Origin of the sequence: Bradyrhizobium sp. SEMIA (assembly GCF_014844175.1) — a bacterium.
Classification (GTDB): domain Bacteria; phylum Pseudomonadota; class Alphaproteobacteria; order Rhizobiales; family Xanthobacteraceae; genus Bradyrhizobium; species Bradyrhizobium arachidis.
The window spans coordinates 3,127,411-3,149,001 of the sequence record NZ_CP046601.1 but is presented as its reverse complement, the minus strand read 5'-3'; the positions used below and the strand labels follow the sequence as shown (position 1 = coordinate 3,149,001).

Sequence of the window (21,591 nt, the reverse complement as noted above, 5' to 3'; positions counted from 1 at the left end):
CAGACCCGGAACCTGGAGGTTATCTTTGCGAGATTCCGGGTTCGCGCTTTGCGCGCCCCGGAATGACGCGAGGTGAGAATTACGCCCCGATCGCGATTTTCGGCTCGGCGTCCGCGTTGGCGGCCATCTCGCGCAGTGCGCGCCGGTACTCGACCGGCATCACCTTGCGGAATTTGGGCAGCCAGTCCTTCCAATTGGCAAGGATCTCGGCGGCGCGCCGGGAGCCGGTCGCTTTCGCATGGCGCGTGATCAGGACGTGCAGACGCTCGACGTCGGAATCGAGCAGGTTCTGGAACACGTCGACCCGGCCGTGCGCTTCGAGGTCACCGGCGTGATTGTAGGTGCCGGCGTTGATCAGCTCTTCCGACAAGACCGGCTCGAGCTCGACCATGCTGAGGTTGCACAGCTTGTCGAAGTCGCCGGTCTCGTCCAGCACATAGGCAATGCCGCCCGACATGCCGGCCGCGAAATTGCGCCCGGTCTTGCCGAGCACGACCACGATGCCGCCGGTCATGTATTCGCAGCAATGATCGCCCGCGCCCTCGACCACCGCGACGGCGCCCGAGTTGCGCACGGCGAAGCGCTCGCCGGCGATGCCGCGGAAGTAGCACTCGCCCTCGATCGCGCCGTACATCACGGTGTTGCCGACGATGATGCTCTCTTCCGGCACGATGCCGCCGTTCCGCGGCGGCTTGACGATGATCTTGCCGCCGGAGAGGCCCTTGCCGACATAGTCGTTGGCTTCGCCCTCGAGCTCGAAGGTGACGCCGTGCGCGAGCCAGGCGCCGAAGGCCTGGCCGGCGGTGCCCTTGAGGCCGACATGGATGGTGTCGTGCGGAAGGCCGGCATGGCCGTAGATCTTGGCGACCGCGCCCGACAGCATCGCGCCGGCGGAGCGGTTGGTGCTGTTGATCGTGGCCTCGATCTTCACCGGCGCGCCGCGGTCGAGCGCAGGCGTCGCCTTCTCGATCAGCGCGCGGTCGAGCACCGCTTCCAGATGATGGTTCTGGCGCTCGGAGTGATAGATCTTCTGGCCCTTCTCTTCCTTCTGCTTGACGAACAGCTTCGAGAAGTCGAGGCCCTTGGCCTTCCAGTGCGCGACCAGCCTGGTCTGGTCGAGCAGCTGAACCTGGCCGATCATCTCGTTGAAGGTGCGGAAGCCGAGCGAAGCCATGATCTCGCGGACTTCCTCGGCGACGAAGAAGAAGTAGTTGATCACGTGCTCGGGCTGGCCGGTGAAGCGCTTGCGCAGGACGGGGTCCTGGGTGGCGACGCCGACCGGGCAGGTGTTGAGATGGCACTTGCGCATCATGATACAGCCGGCCGCGATCAGGGGCGCAGTGGCGAAGCCGAACTCGTCGGCCCCGAGCAGCGCGCCGATCACGACGTCACGCCCGGTGCGGAAGCCGCCGTCGACCTGGACCACGATGCGGCTGCGCAGCCGCTCGCGCACCAGGGTCTGGTGGGTTTCGGCAAGGCCGATCTCCCAGGGCGAGCCGGCGTGCTTGATCGAGGTCAGCGGTGAAGCGCCAGTGCCGCCCTCGAAGCCCGCGATGGTGACATGGTCGGCGCGCGCCTTGGCAACGCCCGCGGCGACCGTGCCGACGCCGATCTCGGAGACCAGCTTGACCGAGACGTCGCCCGTCGGGTTGACGTTCTTGAGATCGTAGATGAGCTGCGCGAGGTCCTCGATCGAGTAGATGTCGTGGTGCGGCGGCGGCGAGATCAGGCCGACGCCCGGCGTCGAGTGACGCACCTTGGCGATGGTCGCGTCGACCTTGTGGCCGGGCAGCTGGCCGCCCTCGCCGGGCTTGGCGCCCTGCGCCATCTTGATCTGCATCATGTCGGAGTTGACGAGATACTCCGTGGTGACGCCGAAGCGGCCCGAGGCGACCTGCTTGATCGCCGAACGCATGGAATCGCCGTTCGGCATCGGCTTGAAGCGGTCGGCTTCCTCGCCGCCTTCACCGGTGTTCGACTTGCCGCCGATCCGGTTCATGGCGATCGCGAGCGTGGTGTGGGCCTCGCGCGAGATCGAGCCGAAGCTCATCGCACCGGTGGCGAAGCGCTTGACGATGTCCTTGGCCGGCTCGACCTGGTCGAGCGGCACAGGCTTGCGCTTCTCTTCATCGGCGTTCTTGATCCGGAACAGGCCGCGCAGCGTCAGCAGGCGCTCCGACTGCTCGTTGAGGATCTTGGCGAAGGCGCGGTAGCGCTCCTGCGAATTGCCGCGCGCGGCGTGCTGGAGCAGCGACACCGATTCGGCGGTCCAGGCATGGTCCTCGCCGCGGCTGCGATAGGCATATTCGCCGCCGACGTCGAGCGAGGTCTTGTAGACCTGCGCCTCGCCGAACGCGTCGGCATGGCGGCGCACGGCTTCCTCGGCGATCTCGGCAAGGCCGACGCCTTCGACACGGGTATGCGTGCCCGCGAAGAACTTCGACACGAAGTCCGCCTTGAGGCCGACCGCGTCAAAGATCTGCGCGCCGCAATAGGACTGGTAGGTCGAGATGCCCATCTTGGACATCACCTTGAGCAGGCCCTTGCCAATCGACTTGATGTAGCGCTTGACGATCTCGTAGTCGTCGAGCGAGCCGGGCAGGCGGTCCTTCATCGCGATGATGGTCTCGAATGCGAGGTAAGGATTGATCGCTTCGGCGCCGTAGCCGGCAAGGCAGGCGAAGTGATGCACTTCGCGCGGCTCGCCGGACTCGACGACGAGACCGACCGAGGTGCGCAGTCCGACGCGGATCAGATGATGATGCACGGCGGCGCAGGCCAGCAGTGCCGGGATCGGCACGCGGTCGGTGCCGACCATGCGGTCGGACAGGATGATGATGTTGACGCCCTCGCGCACCGCGCTCTCGGCCCGCGCGCAGAGCTCGTCGAGCACCTGGTCCATGCCCGCCGCGCCGAGGCCGGCGTGGAAGGTGGTGTCCAGCGTGCGCGACTTGAAGTGCGATTCGGCGACATCAGAGATCGAGCGGATTTTTTCCAGATCCGCATCGGTCAGGATCGGCTGGCGCACTTCGAGGCGCTTGGTCGTGGCCATGCCCTGCAGGTCGAACAGGTTCGGCCGCGGCCCGATGATCGAGACGAGGCTCATCACCAGCTCCTCGCGGATCGGGTCGATCGGCGGGTTGGTGACCTGCGCGAAATTCTGCTTGAAGTAGGTGAACAGCGGCTTGGCCTTGTCCGACAGCGCCGAGATCGGCGTGTCGTTGCCCATCGAGCCGGCTGCCTCCTCGCCCGTGGCCGCCATCGGCGTCATCAGGATGGTGATGTCTTCCTGGCTGTAGCCGAACGCCTGCTGGCGATCGAGCAGCGACAGGTTCGAGCGCACGCCGGTGGTCGGGACCTTCGGCAGCTCCTCCAGCACGATCTGGGTCCGCTCCAACCACTCCTTGTAGGGATGGCTCTTGGCGAGCTCGGCCTTGATCTCGTCGTCGGGGATAAGACGGCCCTGCTCGAGATCGACCAGCAGCATCTTGCCGGGCTGCAGGCGCCACTTGGTGATGATCTGATCCTCGGGGATCGTCAGCACGCCCATCTCGGACGCCATCACGATGCGGTCGTCCTTGGTCACGAGATAGCGCGCCGGCCGCAATCCGTTGCGGTCGAGCGTGGCGCCGATCTGGCGGCCGTCGGTGAAGGCGATCGCGGCGGGGCCGTCCCACGGCTCCATCAGCGCGGCATGATATTCGTAGAAGGCGCGGCGCTTCTCATCCATCAGGGGATTGCCGGCCCACGCCTCCGGAATCATCATCATGACGGCGTGCGGCAGCGAGTAGCCGCCCTGCACCAGGAATTCGAGCGCGTTGTCGAAGCAGGCCGTGTCGGACTGGCCTTCATAAGAGATGGGCCAGAGGCGGTTGATGTCCTTGCCGTAGAGCTCGGAGCTCACCGAGGCCTGGCGCGCCGCCATCCAGTTGGTGTTGCCGCGCAGCGTGTTGATCTCGCCGTTATGCGCGATCATGCGGTACGGGTGCGCCAGCGACCAGGCCGGGAAGGTGTTGGTCGAGAAGCGCTGGTGAACGAGCGCGAGCGCGCTCTCGAAGTCCTTCTCGTGCAAATCGGGATAGTACTTGCCGAGCTGGTCGGCGAGGAACATGCCCTTGTAGATCACGGTGCGGCAGGACATCGAGCAGGGATAGTAGCCGGCAAGGCCGCGGTCGCGGCGCTGGTAGATCGCCTGCGAGATCGACTTGCGCAGGATGTAGAGCCGGCGCTCGAAATCGTCCTCGGTCTTGGCAACGCCGTTGCGGCCGATGAACACCTGCATGCACGCGGGCTCGGTCGGCTTCACGGTGACGCCGAGCGAGGAATTGTCGGTCGGCACGTCGCGCCAGCCGAGCAGGGTCAGCCCCTCTTCCTTGATCTGGTCGGCGATGATGCTCTTGATGACGTTGCGCCAGGCGGTGTCGCGCGGCATGAACAGCGCGCCGATGGCGTATTCGCCCGGAGCCGGCAACGCGAAGCCGAGCTCCTTGGCCTTGCGGCTGAAGAAGGCGTGCGGGATCTGCACCAGAATGCCGGCGCCGTCACCAGCGCGCGGGTCGGCGCCGACAGCGCCGCGATGCTCGAGATTGCAGAGGATGCTCAGCGCGTCGGAGACGATCTCGTGGGACTTCTTGCCCTTGATGTTGGCGATGAAGCCGACGCCGCAGCTGTCCTTCTCCAGGCTCGGATCGTAGAGGCCTTCAGCGGCCGGACGGGAATTGTGCTCCTGAATCGGATCGGCCGGTTTCGAGGCGACCGTCGCCGACAGCTGTTCTGCCACGATGTTTGCGCGCTCGAATTGCGACCCGTTCATTGTTCCTGTCCTCTCCGTGCGGCAAGCTGTCTCACCGCCATCTTCGGCGCACCTTGGGCGTTCCGCGGCACCCGCCTCTGGGTCACCGCTCGTCCGCTTGCGAGCCGCATTTTCTTAAATTCAGGCCTAGGCGTTCTACGTCCCCGAGAACGGCTTTGCCTGGTACCTTCCTGGCGCTCGAAAGTGCCAGCTTTCGCTGCAATCCCTGTGCCGGAACCGCGAGCAAAATTGAGACAGTCTTCCTGTCCTAACCATCACCTTGCCAAATTTTTGTCTAGCACACAAGCGCGTGGAAGTCCCGATTCCCGATAAGTCAATCAATCGCTTTCCGAAAGTTGCGCAGCCCCGGTTTTGAAGCAAACGCGCCCTGATCCGGCCCAAGCCGCGCCGAAATCGCAAATGAAGCTTCGGATCGGCCCTTCGGAAGGCGCGTCACGCCGCAAGAAGCGAAAGAGCACGAGCATCCGGGGCCCTGACAGGAGCGTGTCGACCATGAAGTTTTTCACAGGATGTGTGGCCGCCGCCGCGCTGGCGATGGCTGCGACCGGGGTGCAAGCGCAGGTTCCGGCGAACGGAAGCGGCGGCGGAGCCATGATCGCCGTGTCGGATTTCGACGGGCCCTATGCCCCGCCGGACGCGCCGCCACCGCCGCCGCGTTACGGCTATGGCTATGGCTATGGCTATGAGGAGCGCGGGCCTGCCCCGGTGCTGCTGCCGCCCACCGAGGTTTACGCCGTGCTGCGCGAGAACGGCTTCTCGCCGCTCGGCATCCCGCGCCTGCGCGGCAGCGTCTACACCATCGCGGTGATCGACCGCCATGGCGATGACGGCCGGCTCGTGATCGACGCCCGGGACGGCCGGATCATCCGCTTCATGCCGGCCGCCGATGCCTATGGCATGGCGCCTTCGTATGAAGAGCCCGCGGTTGCACCTTACCGCCCGCAAAGCGCACTGCCGCCGCCGACCATGGTCCGTGGCGGACCGCCGCGTCCGCCCGCCCCGATCCCGCATGTCGCCAGCCGCACCGTGCCGCTGCCCGCAGCAGCAGCAGACGGCGGCCGCGCAGCCAAAACCCGCCGAGACGGCGCCGCAAGCCGCAGTTCCGACCGTCGGGCAAGCCAAGCCTGCTCCGACCATCCTACCGACGCAGGACATGCCGGCCGCGCAGGGGCTGGATTAGCGCTGCGCGTTAGATGCGATGGGATGACCACACAAACGGTGTCGTCCCTGCGAACGCAGGGACCCATACCGCGTGATTGATCGGTGGGGATGAGGAGCGAGTCCCGAACTCCGAATCATCGCCAAACTGCTCCCTGAGGTTATGGGTCCCTGCGTTCGCAGGGACGACGGCGGGGAGATAGTGGAGCAAGACAAAAGGCGCCTGAGATTGCAGGCGCCTTTTGCACTCACGCAATCACCTCAGCTCCGCGGATACCCCGCGGCTTCCAGGATCAGATTCGCGACCTCCTTCGGATGCGACACCAGCGAGAGGTGGCCGGCATCGAGCTCGACGGTGGTGGCGTTCATGCGCTTGGCGAGGAAGCGTTCGAGATCGGGATTGATGGTGTAGTCGTTCTTCGACACTGCGTACCAGCTCGGCCTGGAGCGCCACGCGGCTTCCGTGGTGCGGCCGGCGAAGATCGAGGCGGCCGTCGGCCATTGCACGGCGTAGAGCTCCCTCGCCTGCTCCGGCTTCACGCCGTTGGCGAAGTACTTCAGGAACGACTCTTCGGACAGCTTGGTGTAGCCGTCGCGCTCGACGATACCGGCGCGCACCGGGCCGGTCGGAAACTGCTTCGAGAGCGCGACGAAATCCTCGTTCGCATCAGGCGCGCGTGCCGCGACATAGACGAGGCCGGTGACCTTCGGATCAGTGCCGACCTGGCTGATCACGGTGCCGCCCCAGGAATGCGCGACCAGCACGGTCGGCCCGTCCTGCTCGGCCAGCGCGCGCTTGGTTGCCTCGACGGAGTCCACAAGCGACGACAGCGGGTTCTGCACGGCGGTGACATGGAGGCCGGCGGCCTGGAGGATCGGGATCACTTCCGACCAGCTCGAGCCGTCAGCCCAGGCGCCGTGCACCAGCACGACGTTCTTGGCCTTCACGGTTTGCGGTGTCTGCGCGTGAGCGAGGCTGAGCGGAGCCGCCAAAAGGCTCGCGGCGACGAAAAGGCTGCGCCAAAGTGACATGATCATCTTCCGTCTTGTTCGGGTGCGATGCCCAAAGGACGGAGCGTGAGGCCGCGGCGTTACGGTCCTCACCGTTCTGTGATGCGATGCAAAATGAAAAAACGCCCCGGGGCACCGGGGCGTTTTCGCAACCTGGAGGTCGCTTGTCTCAGGCGGCTTGCGCGGCCGAGTTCTCGATCACCTGCGCCTTTGGCGCGGCGGCGTTGATCGCGATCTGGCGCGGCTTCTTGGCTTCGGGAATCTCGCGCACGAGATCGACATGAAGCAGCCCGTTCTCGAGCGAGGCATCCTTCACCTGCACGAAGTCGGCAAGCTGGAAGGCGCGCTCGAAGGCACGCGCCGCGATGCCGCGATAGAGCACCTCGGACTTGCTGTTCTCGTTGGCGACTTTCTCGCCCTTGATCGTCAGCGTGTTTTCCTTCGCGACGATGGAGAGCTCGTCCTTGGAGAAGCCGGAGACCGCAACGGTGATGCGGTAGGCATTCTCGCCGGTACGCTCGATGTTATAGGGGGGATAACCGGGGCTGCCGTCCGAACCGGCCTGGTCGAGCAGGTTGAAGAGGCGGTCGAAGCCGACGGTGGAACGATAAAACGGGGTGAGGTCATAGGTACGCATGGTTCAAGTCCTCCATTGAGCGACTGTTCAGGTTACCCGCCCGCCAATCGGGCCGGGCTTTAGTCTGTGTGCAGCCTGATGTTCCGGTTCCGAAACACTGGTAGCGGCCTGCACGAAAATGATATGGGTGGCACGAGACGGCGTTCAAGAGGGCGGCATTGGCGCCTTTTCGACGCTCCCGCCCCTTGATTTGCAGCACTTGGCGCCCACGCACTCCCCATCATGACGCTGGTCTCGATTCCGTCCAACCCCGTTCCCGAAGACTGCGTCAGCGGCACGATCAAGACGTCCGACGGCGTCGAGCTGCGCTTTGCGCGCTGGGCTCCGCCGGCGAACCGCAAGGGCACGGTCTGCGTCTTCACCGGGCGCAGCGAGCAGATCGAGAAATATTTCGAGACCGTGCGCGACCTGCGCGACCGCGGCTTTGCGGTGGCGATGATCGACTGGCGCGGCCAGGGTCATTCCGCGCGCCGCCTGCGCGATCCGCGCAAGGGCTATGTGCGCGACTTCGCCGATTTCGAAACCGACGTCGAGGCCTTCGTGCAGCAGGTGGTGCTGCCGGACTGTCCGCCGCCGTTCTTCGCGCTCGCCCACTCCATGGGCGGCACCGTGCTGCTGCGGGTGGCGCATGCGGGCAAGCGCTGGTTCGACCGCATGGTGCTGTCGGCGCCGATGATCGACCTGCCCGGCCGCACCACCTCGTTTCCGGTGCGCGCGCTGCTCAAGACGATGCGCCTGCTCGGGCAGGGCGGCCGCTACGTTCCCGGCGGCAGCGACCGCCTCACCGGGCTCGATCCCTTCATCAACAATCCCGTGACGAGCGATCCCGTACGCTATGCGCGCAATGCCGCGATCCTGGAGGAGGACCCGACGCTGGGGCTGGCCTCGCCAACGGTGGCCTGGGCCGACACCGCGTTCCGCGCGATGCACACCTTCAAGGGCATGAACTACCCCTCCGAGATCCGCCAGCCGATCCTGATGCTGGCCGCTTCGAATGACACCGTGGTCTCGACCGCGGCAATCGAGGAGTTCGCCTACCATCTGCGGGCCGGCTCGCATCTCGTGATCGCCGGGGCCAAGCACGAGATCCTGCAGGAACAGGACCGCTACCGCTCGCAGTTCTGGGCCGCCTTCGACGCCTTCGTGCCGGGCACGCCGCTGTTCGGGTGAGGCAAGTCCCCTCCCCGGCTCCGCGGGAGAGGACGTCTATTGCGGAAACCGCGCCGCGTTCTCTTCCAGCGGCAGCTTCAGCCCGTTCGCCAGATAGGACACCGTGCGGTAGAAGCCGCACAGAAGCATGATCTCGAGAATCTGCGCCGCATCGTAATGCGCCGAGAGCGCGGCGAATTCGTCGTCACTCAAGGTCGCGTGCTGATGCAGCGCATCGACCGCCGCGATCAGCGCCTGCTCGGCCGGCGACCAGCACAGCGAGGCTGCATCGCCTTGCACGGTGGCGCGAATCTCGTCCTCGGTGAGCCGTGCCGGGCCGGCAAAGATCGCGACATGCACGCCCCATTCATATTCGCATCGGGTCAGCGCGCAGGTGCGATCGATCACGATCTCGCGCTGGCGCAAGGACAGCGGACCCGGATCAAGAAGCCCGCCGGCGCGGAACTTGTCCCAGGCGCGGGTGTTGCCCGCCATCACCCGGAACAGCAGCAGCGGTGGCGCCCCGCGCATGATGCGGTTGAACTGCGCCTGGATCTCCGGTGGATAAGGCGCCTCCAGCGGCGCAATGCGCGGTGTGACCTCGGACATCGGCCGTCTCCGTTGCTACATTTACCGTAGCATAACGCTACACTTTATGTAGCGTCGCGCAAGAGGGATTCGATGGCGAAAAAGGCAGCATCAGGGAATGTCCGCGGCTCGCGCACCGGGCGGCCGATCATGGCCTTGCTCGATCTGCTCGGCCGGCGCTGGAGCCTGCGGATCCTCTGGGAATTGCGCGATGTCCCGCTCACCTCACGCAGCTTGCGCACGGCCTGCGACGAGGCCTCGCCGACGGTGCTGCAGGCGCGGCTGACGGAGCTGCGCGAGGCGGGTTTCGTGGAGCTCGGCGAAGGCGGCGGTTACGGGCTGACACCGCTCGGGCGGGAGTTGTGCGAGACATTCATGCCGCTGCACCGGTTTGCGGAGCGGTGGAAGGGCTCTTCCCCCTCTCCCCGCTTGCGGGGCCGCGACGAGCGCTCGCGCTGAGAGGGTCGGGGTGAGAGGGAGCCTCCGCGCAGACGGTGACACACGGACCCGCGGAGAGTCCCCCTCACCCGGATTGCATCTGCGATGCAATCCGGCCTCTCCCCGCAAGCGGGGAGAGGCGAAGAATCCTCAGGTCACCGCCACGGTCAAATTCGCGCCGTCCACCTGCACCACCTTCACCCGCGTTCCTGCCGGCGTATCGGGGCCGGCGACGCGCCACACGGTGTCGCCGATGCGGACCGTGCCGGAGCCGTCGATGATCGGCTTCTCCAGCGTGAACTCGCGGCCGAGAAGCGCCTCGGTGCGCTTGTTGAGGAAGGGGCTGGCGCTGGCGTCCAGCTTCGGACGGGCGAGCCGCCGCCACACCGGCACGGCCGCTGCCGCGAAGATCGCGAACATCACGAGCTGGATCTGCCAGGACATCGTGACGACGAACGAGACCAGGCCCACCAGCAAGGCCGCAAGCCCGAGCCAGAACAGGAATACGCCCGGCGCGATCGTCTCCAGCGCCATCAGGATGAAGCCGAAGATCAGCCAATTCCAGTTGCCGAGCGATGCGAACATGTCGGTCATGACACGACCTCTCCAAATGCCCTACTGCGGCGGCACGGCCGGCGGCGTCGGGCCTGACGACGGCACCGAACCGCCGCGACGGGCCGCGGCCGTAGCCGATGCGGCACTCTCCCCGAACGTCGCCTTGGCGATCTCGCCGATGCCGGCCGAGCGAGCCGAGCATGCTGGTCGCTTCCATCGGCAGCATGATGATCTTCTGGTTCGGCGCGTCCGCGAACTGGCCGAACGCCTTGATATACTTGTCGGCGATGAAATAGTTCAGCGCGGCGACGTCGCCCTTGCCGATGGCTTCCGACACCGCCAGCGTCGCCTTGGCTTCGGCCTCGGCGAGGCGCTCGCGCGCCTCGGCGTCGCGTCGGCGTCGCGGAAGGCGGCCTCGCGGCGGCCCCTCGGCCTGGAGAATCTGGCCCTGCTTGGCGCCCTCGGCGCGCAGGATCTCGGACTGGCGCTGGCCCTCGGCGGCGAGAATGTCGGCGCGCTTGACGCGCTCGGCCTTCATCTGCCGGCCCATCGCCTCGACGAGATCGGCGGGCGGCACGATGTCCTTGATCTCGATGCGGTTGACCTTGACGCCCCAGGGCGAGACCGCAGCGTCGACGACGCGCAACAGGCGCTCGTTGATCTCGTCGCGATGCGACAGCACCTGGTCCAGATCCATCGAGCCCATCACCGAGCGGATGTTGGTCATGGTCAGAACCGTGATCGCCTGGGTGAGGTTGGCGACCTCGTAGCTCGCCTTCGCCGCGTCGAACACCTGAAAGAAAGCCACGCCGTCCACCGTCACGGTGGCATTGTCCTTGGTGATGACCTCCTGCTCGGGAATGTCGATCACCTGCTCCATCATGTTGATCTTGCGCCCGACGCGATCGAAATAGGGCACGATCAGGTTGAGCCCGGGGCTCAGCGTCTGCGTGTATTTGCCGAACCGCTCGATGGTCCAGTCATAGCCCTGCGGCACCGTCTTCACGCCGGCCAGCAGCGTGGCGATGACGAGCAACACCAGAACAATCGCGAAAATGTCGAAGCCGCTCATATTTCCTCCAAGGCGGGAAAAACAAGGCAGGAAAGCCCTCTCCCGCGCCGTCATTGGTCGGGAGCGCGACCCTACCGGTTCAGCGGTCGCGATTCACGTCGGTATCGGCCCAATTCTGCACAAGACGGAGAAGGAGGGAATGGTCACGATATGTATTTGCAACGGGCTCTTGAAAGCGTGCGGGCGCAGACCTACCGACGAAAATTAACGAATCCGGCAAGGCGTCCGTTTCGAGAACGTCATTCGATGACGTCGTTCGCGAGTGCGATGAGGCCCGGAGCAACCGTGACGCCGATCGCCCTCGCGGTCCTGAGGTTGATCGCCAGCTCGAACTTTGTGGGGTTCTGAACCGGGAGGTCGGCCGCCTGCGCGCCCTTGAGGATGCGGTCGATATAGGACGCCGCGCGCCGCAACTGCTCGGCACTGTCAGTGCTGTAGGACATCAGCCCGCCGTCGTCGACGAAGGTGCGGCTCCAGAACACCGCCGGCACGTGCGCTTCGCTGATCGCCGCCAGGAGCTGCATCCGATTGGCCATGGTGAAGAAATCGGGCAGCACCAGGAAGCCGCCCTCCTTGCGCGCGGCCAGCGCCGCGATCGCGGCGGCATCATGGATCGGCGCGGGCTCGACCGTCACGTGCAGGGTCCGAGCCGCCTCCTCGACCGTGCGCAGCATCAGGGGCGCGAACGGCGCGGTGGCGGGGTTGTAGACGACGAAGACGCGGGACACCCTGGGCGTGACCTGAGTCAGCATCTCCAGCCATTTGCCGGCGAGCGGGCCGTCGTAATCAGTGAAGCCGGTGATGTTGCCGCCGGGATGGGCAAGGTTTTTGACAAAGCCCTGGCTGACGGGATCGGTGACGACGGCGAACACGATCGGGATCGTCGTGGTGCGCTGACGCAGTTCCTCGACGGAGGGCGTGCCGAGCGCGAGCAGGACGTCGGGCTTGAGCGCGATCAGCTCGTCGGCAAGCCGGGCGATGCGCGCGCGATCTCCGGCGCCGCTGCGCCAGTCGACCCTCAGATTATCCTGCTCCTTCCAGCCATGGGTGGCGAGCGCCTCGGCCAGGCGTGTCTGGCCGATCACCTCATCGCCCGCAATGACCGACAGCACGCCGAGCCGGCGCGTTGCGTTCGGCTGCTGCGCCAGCACTGCGGTCGGCAGCGCGGCGGTCATCCCGAGAAGCGCCAGACAGTCGCGGCGACTCACGGGACGAACCATCAGATCCAGCCCTGAAGCTCGCGCAGCACCAGGGTGCGGATCACGTCCATCCCGGGCTCACTGTCGTTGAGGCAGGGGATCGCGGAAAACTCTTCGCCGCCATTGTGCTTGAAGATCTCGGCGTTCTCCTGCGCGATCTCCTCCAACGTCTCGAGGCAATCGGCGGAAAAGCCCGGCGTCACCACCGCGATCCGGCGCACGCCTTCTTTCGCCAGCCGCTCCATGGTCTTGTCGGTGTAGGGCTGGAGCCACTCGTCATTGCCGAAGCGCGACTGGAAGGTCAGCAGCAGCTTTGTCTCGTCCATGCCGAGCCGGCGGCGCAGCGCCTCGGTCGTGGCGATGCAGTGGCTCTGATAGGGATCGCCCTTGTCGACATAGGATTTCGGCATGCCGTGGAAAGAGGCGACGATCAGCTCCGGCTTGAAGGACAACGTCGCCAGATGCGTCTCGATCGAGGTCGCGAGCGCCTCGATATAGGCCTCGTCATCATAGTATGGCGGCGTCACCCGCAGCGTCGGCTGGTTGCGAAGCTGCGCGAGCACGCGGAACACCTCGTCGCAGACGGTCGCCGAGGTCGAGGCGGAATATTGCGGATAGAGCGGCACGGCCAGGATGCGCTCGCAGCCTTTGGCGATCAGCGCGTCGATGCCCGCCTTGATCGACGGATTGCCATAGCGCATCGCCCAGTCCACGGCGACATGCGCGCGGTCCGACAGCGCGGCCGCGAGCTTGTCGGCTTGCGAGCGCGTGATGGTCTTCAGCGGCGACTCGTTGCGCTCATTGTTCCAGATCTTCCGGTAGTCGAGCGCCTTGGTGCGCGGGCGGCTGCGCAGGATGATGCCGTTCAGTACCAGCTTCCAGATCAGGCCCTGGTCCTCGATGACGCGGGCGTCCGAAAGGAACTCCTTGAGATAGACCCGCACGCCGGGCGCATCGGCCGTATCGGGTGTGCCGAGATTGACCAGGAGCACGCCGACCCGCGGGCGGCCGGACTGCACGGCCGCCTTCGCAGTCTCGATGGGGACAACGTTCGTCATGGCCGTTGCGTCGCGCGTTGCCCCGAACTTGTCAAGATGAGGCGGGTTTCGCTAGGGTCGCATCCAAGCGGGGGAGGAAAGATGACACTCGCGGAATGGTGCGTCTTCGGAGCGGTGCTGCTTTATCTGTCGACGATCGTCTCGATCAAATGGATCAGGTTTCGCGGCTTCGACAATTCACGGCCGCGCGATCCCGCCTTCTATGCGGACGCCATCGCGCAGCGCGCGCTCGGCGCCCACCAGAACGGCATCGAGACCTTCCCGTTCTTCGCCTTCGCCGTCCTGCTCGCCGAATTCCGGGATTCGCCGCAGCGCCTGATCGACGAGCTCGCGGTGCTGTTCCTGATCGTGCGGATCGCCTATGTGCTGACCTATCTCGGCAACCGCCCGACGCTGCGCTCGATCCTCTGGAGCATCGGCTTCGCGATCAATCTCGGGATCTTCTTCATGCCGGCGCTGATGAGGTTTTTGCCGGTGTGAAGGTGCCGTGTCCCCGACGCGGTGCAGCGCTCTTGCGCTGCTCCGCAGGGCCGGGACCCAGAAGGCCACACGTTACCGTGCCGTGAAATGGGCCCCGGCTCAGCGGCGCAACGCTACGCGCTGCGCTGCGTCCGGGGCACGAGAGTTCGCCTCAAAAACACGTCGTCCGTTCGGCGGCGATGTAGCCGAACAACAGCCCCGCACCGAACAGCAGCACGACGGCAGCCGCGGCGAATTCGATGCCGCGCATGAACAGCGCGCCGCCGCCGTCGCGGCCGGCGACGGCGATGGCCGCGACCGTCGATCGCGGTGCGAGCCCATCGGAGTCGCGGCGATGCGGCCCAGAACAGGCCCTGGGCCAGCGCGAACACCAGAACCAGGATCGCCCCCGAACAGGGACGGATGCCGACGGTCAGGATCGCCGCAAAGCCGCGCCGCCAGCCGCCGGGGCCGGCAAGCTCGCTTGGCGTCGGACCATGGGAATGGCCGCAATGCTCGTCGTGGACGTGGTCATGCCCGTGATGGTCATGGGCGTGATCGTGGGCGTGATCATGGGCATGGGCGTGACTGTGATCGTGGTGATGGTGATCGTGGTGACCATGCGCATCATGATGATGGTGATGGCCGTGATCATGATGGTCATGCGGCACGCCGGCGATCGCCGGCACCGGCTGGGCCGCCTGGAGCGCGCGGATGAAGGTGCGGCCCTTGACCCAGACGAGGCGCAGGCCAAATAGCGCGATCAGGGCGTAGCTCGCGATCTCGATCGCGCCCTCCGCCTTGCACATGGTCTTGGCGGTGGCGTTCAGGATCCACGCCGAGATGCCGACGATCAGGATCGCGACCACCGACTGCATCAGCGCCGAGGCGAACGACAGCGCGATGCCGCGCCGGGCGGTCTCGCGGTTGGCGACGAGATAGGAGGCGATCACCGCCTTGCCATGGCCGGGGCCGGCGGCATGAAAGATGCCGTAGGCGAACGAGATGAAGAGCAAGGTCCACACCGCCGAACCGTCGGACTTCGCGGCACGGATGGTCGTCGACATCTGACGATAGAATTCCGACTGCTTTGCCAGCAGCCAGCCGACGATGCCGCTGGCTTCGGGTTCGGCCGCCTGCGCCGGGCGCGGCGCGCCAAAGGGATTTTGCGCGAGGAGATCATGGAGCGCGGCATCGGCCACGCCCAGCACGACGACGACCGCAGCGCAGGCGAGCAGCCCGCGGGCGAGCGGAGACTGAAGACGACCGGTCAAGGGCAATCCACCGTGATCTTGTTGGCGAACATCATGCCGAAATTGGTGTTCTCGCCGCTCATGAAGGTCTGCTCGTTGAGCTTCTGCGCGGTCGCAGTGCCGTCGCTGGGACGGTCGAGCTTCATCTGGCAGCCGGCGGGCGCGCCGACCAGCTTGACCGGATTGCCCTTGGCCATCTGGAAGTCGATGAAGAAGGAGCGGTCGAACACTTCGAGCACCAGCTGCTTGGGCTTGACCGGATTCTTCAGCGGCAGCGTGAAGTGCAGGGTCAGCACCGTATCCTTGTAGTCGAGGAAGTAGTCGACCGGCTCATTGAAGCGCTCTTTCTTGCCGTCGGCTTTCGCAAAGGTGAAATAGGCGTATTCCTTGAGCGACTCGACATTGGTCTGCGCCAGCGGCCCCAGCTCCTCGCGCGTATAGGCGCCCTTCTTCTTGGCCTCGAGCCCCTGCACCGCATAGGCCGAGAACATATCGTCGAAGGTCCAGGCGTGGCGGACGCCGGTGATCGAGCCGTCCTCCGCATAAAGCAGTTCGCTGGTCGCGGTGATCCAGACATGCGGATGCGCGCTCGCCACGCCTGCCGCGAGGATCATCGCGGCGGCGAGCAATATCCCCAACAGGACGCGCATGCCCATCAGGCCGCCTTGGCGTCGTCGAGCAGGCCGCGGCGGCGCAGCAGCGCGTCGGGCTCCGGCGGGCGGCCGCGGAAGGCCTCATAGGCGGCTTCCGGGTCGACCGATCCGCCTGAGGAGTAGATGTCGTCGTGCAGGCGTTTTGCGACTGCCGGGTCGAAGATGTTGCCGGCCTCCTCGAAGGCGCCAAAGGCGTCGGCGTCCATCACCTCGGACCACATGTAGCTGTAATAGCCCGCGGCGTAGTGATCGCCGGAGAAGATGTGGCCGAACTGGGTGGGCCGGTGGCGCAGCGAGATCTCCTCGGGCATGCCGATCTTCTCCAGCTCCTTCTTCTCGAAGGCGCGCACATCCTGTGCGGCCTCGGCCGGCTGGGTGTGGAATTCGAGATCGACCAGCGCCGAGGAGACGAACTCGACCGTGGCAAAACCCTGGTTGAACTTTCGCGCGGCGAGGAAGCGCTGGAGCAGATCGTCCGGCAGCGGCTCGCCGGTCTGGTAGTGGCGGGCGAACTGCTGGAGCACCTCGGGCCGCTCCTGCCAGTGCTCGTAGAGCTGCGAGGGCAGCTCGACGAAGTCGGTGAACACCGAGGTACCGGACAGCGACGGATAGGTCACGTTGGAGAGCATGCCGTGCAGGCCGTGGCCGAACTCGTGGAACAGGGTGCGGGCATCGTCGGGCGACAGCAGCGAGGGCTCGCCATTGGCCCCCTTGGCGAAGTTGCAGACATTGATCACGAGCGGCGCGATGTCGCCGTCGAGCTTCTGCTGGTCACGCAGCGAGGTCATCCAGGCGCCGGACCGCTTCGACGGCCGGGCATAGTAGTCGCCGTAGAACAGCGCCTTGTGCTTGCCATCAGGCCCCTTCACCTCCCAGACCCGGACGTCGGGGTGCCAGGTGGGAACGTCCTTGCGCTCCTCAAAGGTGATGCCGAACAGGCGCGTGGCGCAGTCAAAGGCGGCGGCGACCATATGGTCGAGCGTCAGATATGGCTTGATCGCGGAATCGTCGAAATTGGCGCGCTGGAGGCGGAGCTTCTCGGCATAGAAGCGCCAGTCCCAGGGCGCGAGCTTGAAATTACCGCCCTCTTCCGTGATCAGCGCCTGCATCTCGTCGCGGTCGGCCAGCGCCCGCGTGCGGGCCGGCTTCCAGACCCGCTCCAGGAGGCCGCGCACCGCGTCCGGCGTCTTGGCCATGGAATCCTCCAGCCGGTAGGCGGCGAAGGTCGGGTAGCCCAGGAGTCTGGCGCTCTCCTCCCGCAGCTTGAGGATCTCGACGATGGTGCCGTTGTTGTCGTTGGCATTGCCGTTGTCGCCGCGCGCGGTGAAGGCCTTGTAGACCTTCTCGCGGAGGTCACGCCGCGCCGAGCTCTTCAGGAACGGCTCCGTCGAGGAGCGCGACAGCGTCACGATGGCCTTGCCTGCCATGCCGCGCTCTTCTGCCGCAGCCCTGGCGGCGGCGACGAAGCTCTCCGGCAGGCCCTGGCGGTCCGCTTCGGCGAGCTCCATGAACCATTCCTGCTCGTCGCCGAGCAGATGATGGCTGAAACCGGTGCCGAGCTGGGCGAGCTTCTCGTTGATCTCCGCCATCCGCGTCTTGGCCTCCTCCGAGAGGCCGGCACCGGAGCGGTGGAAGCGGGTGTAGGTGCGCTCCAGCAGGCGGAGCTGCTCGGGGGTGAGACCGAGATTGGCGCGGTTCTCGTGCAGATGAGCGATGCGACCAAACAGCACGGCGTTCATCATGATCGGATTCCAGTGCCGCGCCATCCGCAAGGAGACTTCCTTGTCGATCTCCAGGATGACCGGATTGGAATGCGCCGAGACGAGGTCGTAGAACACCGCCGCGACCTTGCTCAGCAGCTTGCCCGAGCGCTCCAGCGCCGTGATGGTGTTGGCGAAGTCGGGCGCGGCCGGATCATTGGTGATCGCCGCGATCTCGGCGGAGTGATCGGCGAAGGCCTGCTCGAAGGCGGGGACGAAGTGCTCCGGCTTGATCTCGTCGAACGGCGGGGTCGCGAACGGCGTCACCCAGGCCTTCAGCAGCGGATTGATCTCGGTGTCCGTATTCTGGCGGGGTTCTGACATCACAAGTCCCGATTTTTGAGCCGATTTGTTGCGAGCAGCTATAGCACGCCATGGGGCTTTTTTGGGCCATTTGCCCTTGCTCCCGACCGGCTTTTCGGGGAGATTGCGGCCCTCGAAGCCTTGGGATCCCAGAGTTCATGAACGCGCCTTCCTCGTCCTCCCGCCAGATCGTCTGGCCGAGCGTCATCACCGTCATCAGCGCCGCGATCCTGATCGGCGCGGAGGTGTTCGGCGCGGCCTTTGCCGGTGGCTGGGCGCTCGCGATCCTGTTCGGTCTCGGCGACCAGGGCACGCACATCCTGCAAGCCGTGCTGTTCACGCTCGGCGTGCTCGTGATGACCGCGTTCATCCGCGCAGCTCAGCGCGTCGAGCCCTTCACCAAGCGCCGCTGACGCGCACACGCGCGTGAGCAACACGCGCGCGACACAGAAAACTTAACGCACGTTCATCTTCCGCGTCGCTCGCGCAACACTGCGCAAGCAGACGTTAGGCAATTCTGTCCGCAGCCTAAAAAAATTCTTGCGAACCAGAGTCAAAACGCTTATGTGCGGTCTTGCCCAATTTCGCACGTGCCTGTGGTCGTGTGTCAGTCGGTAGGTATCCGGACAAGAGGCCGGACAGCCGCCAAGGGGTGAAGAAGCCGAGGGGCTCTTCGGAAGTGCGGAAGTCGAAGACTGAATAGTCGAACGACCGAAGCAAACCCGGAGCCCAGCATCTCTCTCAAGAGATGCCTTGTCGAAGGTGACTTCACTTTTTGCAACCGTGACTGGCAGCCGGAGGCGAACCGGCGCACCCCGCTCTCAACGGGGGACGCGACTTAAAGCAACGACGGATCGGGCTTTTTTGGTCTCTACCGGCAGTCCAACGCCGGCGCGGGCTACTGAAAAGGCTTGTCCTTCATTGCCAGGTGTGCGGGCGGGAAGCTCTCCCAACCAATCCACGGCAGCACAGTCTGGTTTGAGTTTTTTGGCCTCAACGCGCCTCCATCGCGCGATGTGGCCGAAGCACTCTTATCCGACGTCACGTTGATGCGGATCCCGTCGCTGGGACCGTTGGAGAGTGCCATGACCGAACGTATCCAGGAATTCCTGCGCAACCGCCGCAAGGAAGGTCTCGACACCGAGCCGTGCCTCGTCGTCGACCTCGAGGTCGTGCGCGACAATTACCAGAGCTTCGCCAAGGCGCTGCCCGACAGCCGCGTGTTCTACGCCGTCAAGGCGAACCCGGCGCCGGAAGTGCTGTCCCTGCTCGCCTCCATGGGCTCCTGCTTCGACACCGCGACGGTCGCCGAGATCGAGATGGCGCTGGCCGCAGGTGCGACGCCCGACCGCATCTCCTTCGGCAACACGATCAAGAAGGAGCGCGACATCGCGCGCGCCTTCGCGCTCGGCATTCGCCTGTTCGCGGTCGACTGCGCCGCCGAGGTCGAGAAAGTCGCCCGTGCCGCTCCCGGCGCGAAGGTGTTCTGTCGCATCCTCTATGACTGCGCCGGCGCCGAGTGGCCGCTGTCCCGCAAGTTCGGCTGCGACCCGGAGATGGCCGTCGACGTGCTCGACGTCGCCAAGCGCCTGGGCCTGGAGCCGTGCGGCATCTCCTTCCATGTTGGCTCGCAGCAGCGCAAGGTGAAGGCGTGGGATCGTGCGCTGGCGATGGCCTCGCAGGTGTTCCGCGACTGCGCCGAGCGCGGCATCAACCTGTCCATGGTCAACATGGGCGGCGGCTTCCCGACCAAGTACCTGAAGGACGTGCCGCCGGTCGTGACCTACGGCCGCTCGATCTTCCGTGCGCTGCGCAAGCACTTCGGCAACCAGATTCCGGAGACCATCATCGAGCCGGGCCGCGGCATGGTGGGCAACGCCGGCATCATCGAGTCCGAGGTCGTGCTCATCTCGAGGAAGAGCGACGAGGACGAGGTGCGCTGGGTGTACCTGGACATCGGCAAGTTCGGCGGTCTCGCCGAGACCATGGACGAGTCGATCCGCTACGCCATCCGCACCCCGCATGACGGCGCGGACATGACCCCGTGCGTGCTCGCCGGCCCGACCTGCGACAGCGCCGACGTGCTGTACGAGAAGAACCCGTACCCGCTCCCCGTCACGCTCGAGATCGGCGACAAGCTGCTGATCGAAGGCACCGGGGCCTATACGTCGACCTACTCGGCTGTGGCGTTCAACGGTATCCCGCCGCTCAAGACGTACCACATCTAAGCTGCCTCTCTTCTGAGGCCTGACGAACCCGGGAGCCGGCTTGCCGGCTCCTCCCTGACATCTTCGATTTCTGACGACGTCTTGGACCGGCGTGCTGCACGCGCGTCGGCTCAAGCGGGGACTGACGCGCCATGACTGCTCCTCGGAAGCCACAAGTCGCCCTCACTTCGAAAGCCGCTCCGTTCGCGATCCGTGCGGAACGTGCTGCCGACGTCGCGATGCGTGAAGCGTTGCTCGATACGTGCTTTGGCGAGAATCGCCATGGCCGCACCTGCCAGCGCCTCCGCGACGGGCGCGCACCTGCCGCAGGCCTTGCCCTGTCGGCCGTGCGCGAGGGGACACTCGTGGGAACCGTGCGGTTGTGGCACGTCAGCGCCGGAGGCAGGCCCGCTCTGGTCCTCGGACCGCTGCGGTTGACCCTGCCTTCCGCGAGCTCGGGATCGGCGCCGCGCTGATGCATCAAGCGCTGGCCGCCGCCCGGGCGCGCGGGCATGAAGCCGTGATCCTGCTCGGCGATGCCCCCTACTACGCCCGCTTCGGCTTCTCGGCGGAGAAGACCGGCGCGCTGTCGCTGCCCGGCCCGTTCGAACGCGACCGCCTGCTGGCAATCGAGCTCACCGACGGTGTGCTCGATGGCGCCGAGGGGATGATCGTCCCGACCGGCGCGGCCCTGCCCAAACGGAGGGCGGTTCGCGCCCTCCACGCGCACGCGGCCTAAGGGATCGCTTTCATAGCGAAGACCGAAGCCGCAGCATCCTGCGGCAACGCCCGGCCGCGCCTGCGCCAAGCCTCTTCCTTTGGGGTTGCGCAGGCGCCGGAAACGCCTTTTAACCCCGCGAAACACCCCTTTCAGTCGAGGTCCAAAACATGTCTCGTCGCCTGATCTCCACCGGCTCCCCGCTCGAGAAGACCGTCGGCTACAGCCGCGCCGTGATCGATGGCGATTTCGCCTTCGTCGCGGGAACCACCGGCTACGATTACACGACGATGACGATGCCGGCCGATGTCACGAGCCAGTCACGCAACTGCTTCAAGACCATCGAAGCCGCCCTGAAGGAGGGCGGATTCGAGATGGCCGATATCGTCCGTGCGACCTACTACGTCACCGACGCCAGCTACATCGATGCCCACTTCGCCGTCTGCGGCGAGGTTCTCGGCGACATCAGGCCGGCGGCGACGTTGCTGGTCGTCTCCGCCCTCGCCAAGCCCGAGATGAAGGTCGAGATCGAAGTCACCGCCAAGCGCCGCAGCGTCTGA

At 65.6% G+C, this 21,591-nt stretch carries 16 protein-coding genes and 4 pseudogenes; 8 read left to right on the top strand and 12 right to left on the bottom strand.

Translation table 11 applies throughout. The features are described from left to right. Positions 1–79: 79 nt before the first annotated feature. Positions 80–4,813: a glutamate synthase large subunit gene (gltB, locus tag FOM02_RS15440; protein ID WP_092215673.1), complete on the bottom strand. Its 4,734-nt coding sequence runs from the start codon at positions 4,811–4,813 to the stop codon at positions 80–82. A gap of 492 nt (positions 4,814–5,305) precedes the next feature. Between gltB and FOM02_RS15435 the strand changes: the two are divergent. Next, positions 5,306–5,993: pseudogene (locus tag FOM02_RS15435) on the top strand (hypothetical protein). A gap of 239 nt (positions 5,994–6,232) precedes the next feature. On the opposite strand, the gene FOM02_RS15430 reads toward FOM02_RS15435, so the two are convergent. Further along, positions 6,233–7,003: an alpha/beta fold hydrolase gene (locus FOM02_RS15430; RefSeq protein ID WP_027562908.1), complete on the bottom strand. Its 771-nt coding sequence runs from the start codon at positions 7,001–7,003 to the stop codon at positions 6,233–6,235. 148 nt (positions 7,004–7,151) lie between these two features. Beyond that, positions 7,152–7,619 (bottom strand): Hsp20 family protein, encoded by a 468-nt coding sequence (locus FOM02_RS15425; RefSeq protein ID WP_027562907.1) that lies wholly within the window; start codon positions 7,617–7,619, stop codon positions 7,152–7,154. A 222-nt stretch (positions 7,620–7,841) separates the two neighbouring features. Here FOM02_RS15425 and FOM02_RS15420 point away from each other — a divergent pair, with 222 nt between their 5' ends. After that, positions 7,842–8,789 (top strand): alpha/beta hydrolase, encoded by a 948-nt coding sequence (locus FOM02_RS15420; protein WP_027562906.1) that lies wholly within the window; start codon positions 7,842–7,844, stop codon positions 8,787–8,789. Positions 8,790–8,825: 36 nt separating this feature from the next. Here the strand turns inward: FOM02_RS15420 and FOM02_RS15415 are convergent, their stop codons facing one another. Next, the gene (locus FOM02_RS15415) at positions 8,826–9,377 is read right to left on the bottom strand and encodes a carboxymuconolactone decarboxylase family protein (RefSeq protein WP_027562905.1); all 552 of its coding nucleotides are present in this window, start codon (positions 9,375–9,377) and stop codon (positions 8,826–8,828) included. 72 nt (positions 9,378–9,449) lie between these two features. Between FOM02_RS15415 and FOM02_RS15410 the strand changes: the two genes are divergently transcribed. Further along, positions 9,450–9,815 (top strand): winged helix-turn-helix transcriptional regulator, encoded by a 366-nt coding sequence (locus FOM02_RS15410; protein ID WP_051378331.1) that lies wholly within the window; start codon positions 9,450–9,452, stop codon positions 9,813–9,815. 129 nt (positions 9,816–9,944) lie between these two features. On the opposite strand, the gene FOM02_RS15405 is transcribed toward FOM02_RS15410, so the two are convergent. The 4 genes and pseudogenes from FOM02_RS15405 to hemH form a co-directional block, all read right to left on the bottom strand. Continuing rightward, positions 9,945–10,388 (bottom strand): NfeD family protein, encoded by a 444-nt coding sequence (locus FOM02_RS15405; protein ID WP_027562904.1) that lies wholly within the window; start codon positions 10,386–10,388, stop codon positions 9,945–9,947. A gap of 21 nt (positions 10,389–10,409) precedes the next feature. Next, positions 10,410–11,421, bottom strand: a pseudogene (locus FOM02_RS15400) (SPFH domain-containing protein). A 239-nt stretch (positions 11,422–11,660) separates the two neighbouring features. Next, positions 11,661–12,629: an ABC transporter substrate-binding protein gene (locus FOM02_RS15395; RefSeq protein WP_027562902.1), complete on the bottom strand. Its 969-nt coding sequence runs from the start codon at positions 12,627–12,629 to the stop codon at positions 11,661–11,663. Positions 12,630–12,640: 11 nt separating this feature from the next. Then, a complete protein-coding gene (hemH, locus tag FOM02_RS15390; RefSeq protein ID WP_027562901.1) occupies positions 12,641–13,678 on the bottom strand; it encodes a ferrochelatase in 1,038 nt (345 codons plus the stop codon). A gap of 81 nt (positions 13,679–13,759) precedes the next feature. On the opposite strand from hemH, the gene FOM02_RS15385 reads away from it, so the two are divergent. Next, complete coding sequence (locus FOM02_RS15385) at positions 13,760–14,158, top strand: MAPEG family protein (RefSeq protein WP_027562900.1); 399 nt, start codon at positions 13,760–13,762, stop codon at positions 14,156–14,158. 151 nt (positions 14,159–14,309) lie between these two features. Here the strand turns inward: FOM02_RS15385 and FOM02_RS15380 are convergent. From FOM02_RS15380 to FOM02_RS15370, 3 genes and pseudogenes are all read right to left on the bottom strand, one after another. Continuing rightward, positions 14,310–15,417, bottom strand: a pseudogene (locus FOM02_RS15380) (nickel/cobalt transporter). Further along, entirely contained in the window at positions 15,408–16,046 is a 639-nt protein-coding gene (locus FOM02_RS15375; RefSeq protein WP_027562898.1) for a DUF1007 family protein, read from the bottom strand. Before FOM02_RS15375 ends, FOM02_RS15380 begins: the two are co-directional and overlap by 10 nt. Then, complete coding sequence (locus FOM02_RS15370; protein ID WP_027562897.1) at positions 16,046–18,127, bottom strand: M3 family metallopeptidase; 2,082 nt, start codon at positions 18,125–18,127, stop codon at positions 16,046–16,048. The genes FOM02_RS15375 and FOM02_RS15370 overlap by 1 nt, the downstream gene beginning before the upstream one ends. A gap of 137 nt (positions 18,128–18,264) precedes the next feature. Between FOM02_RS15370 and FOM02_RS15365 the strand changes: the two genes are divergently transcribed. Then, positions 18,265–18,519: a hypothetical protein gene (locus tag FOM02_RS15365; RefSeq protein ID WP_027562896.1), complete on the top strand. Its 255-nt coding sequence runs from the start codon at positions 18,265–18,267 to the stop codon at positions 18,517–18,519. A 485-nt stretch (positions 18,520–19,004) separates the two neighbouring features. On the opposite strand, the gene FOM02_RS15360 is transcribed toward FOM02_RS15365, so the two are convergent. Beyond that, the gene (locus tag FOM02_RS15360) at positions 19,005–19,193 is read right to left on the bottom strand and encodes a hypothetical protein (protein WP_164938904.1); all 189 of its coding nucleotides are present in this window, start codon (positions 19,191–19,193) and stop codon (positions 19,005–19,007) included. On the opposite strand from FOM02_RS15360, the gene FOM02_RS15355 reads away from it, so the two are divergent. From FOM02_RS15355 to FOM02_RS15345, 3 genes and pseudogenes are all read left to right on the top strand, one after another. Next, complete coding sequence (locus tag FOM02_RS15355) at positions 19,192–20,334, top strand: type III PLP-dependent enzyme (RefSeq protein ID WP_027562895.1); 1,143 nt, start codon at positions 19,192–19,194, stop codon at positions 20,332–20,334. The genes FOM02_RS15360 and FOM02_RS15355 overlap by 2 nt on opposite strands. Before the next feature lie 131 nt (positions 20,335–20,465). Beyond that, a pseudogene (locus FOM02_RS15350) lies at positions 20,466–21,052 on the top strand (GNAT family N-acetyltransferase). A 149-nt stretch (positions 21,053–21,201) separates the two neighbouring features. Continuing rightward, positions 21,202–21,591, top strand: coding sequence for a RidA family protein (locus FOM02_RS15345; protein WP_027562893.1), 390 nt, complete (start codon positions 21,202–21,204; stop codon positions 21,589–21,591).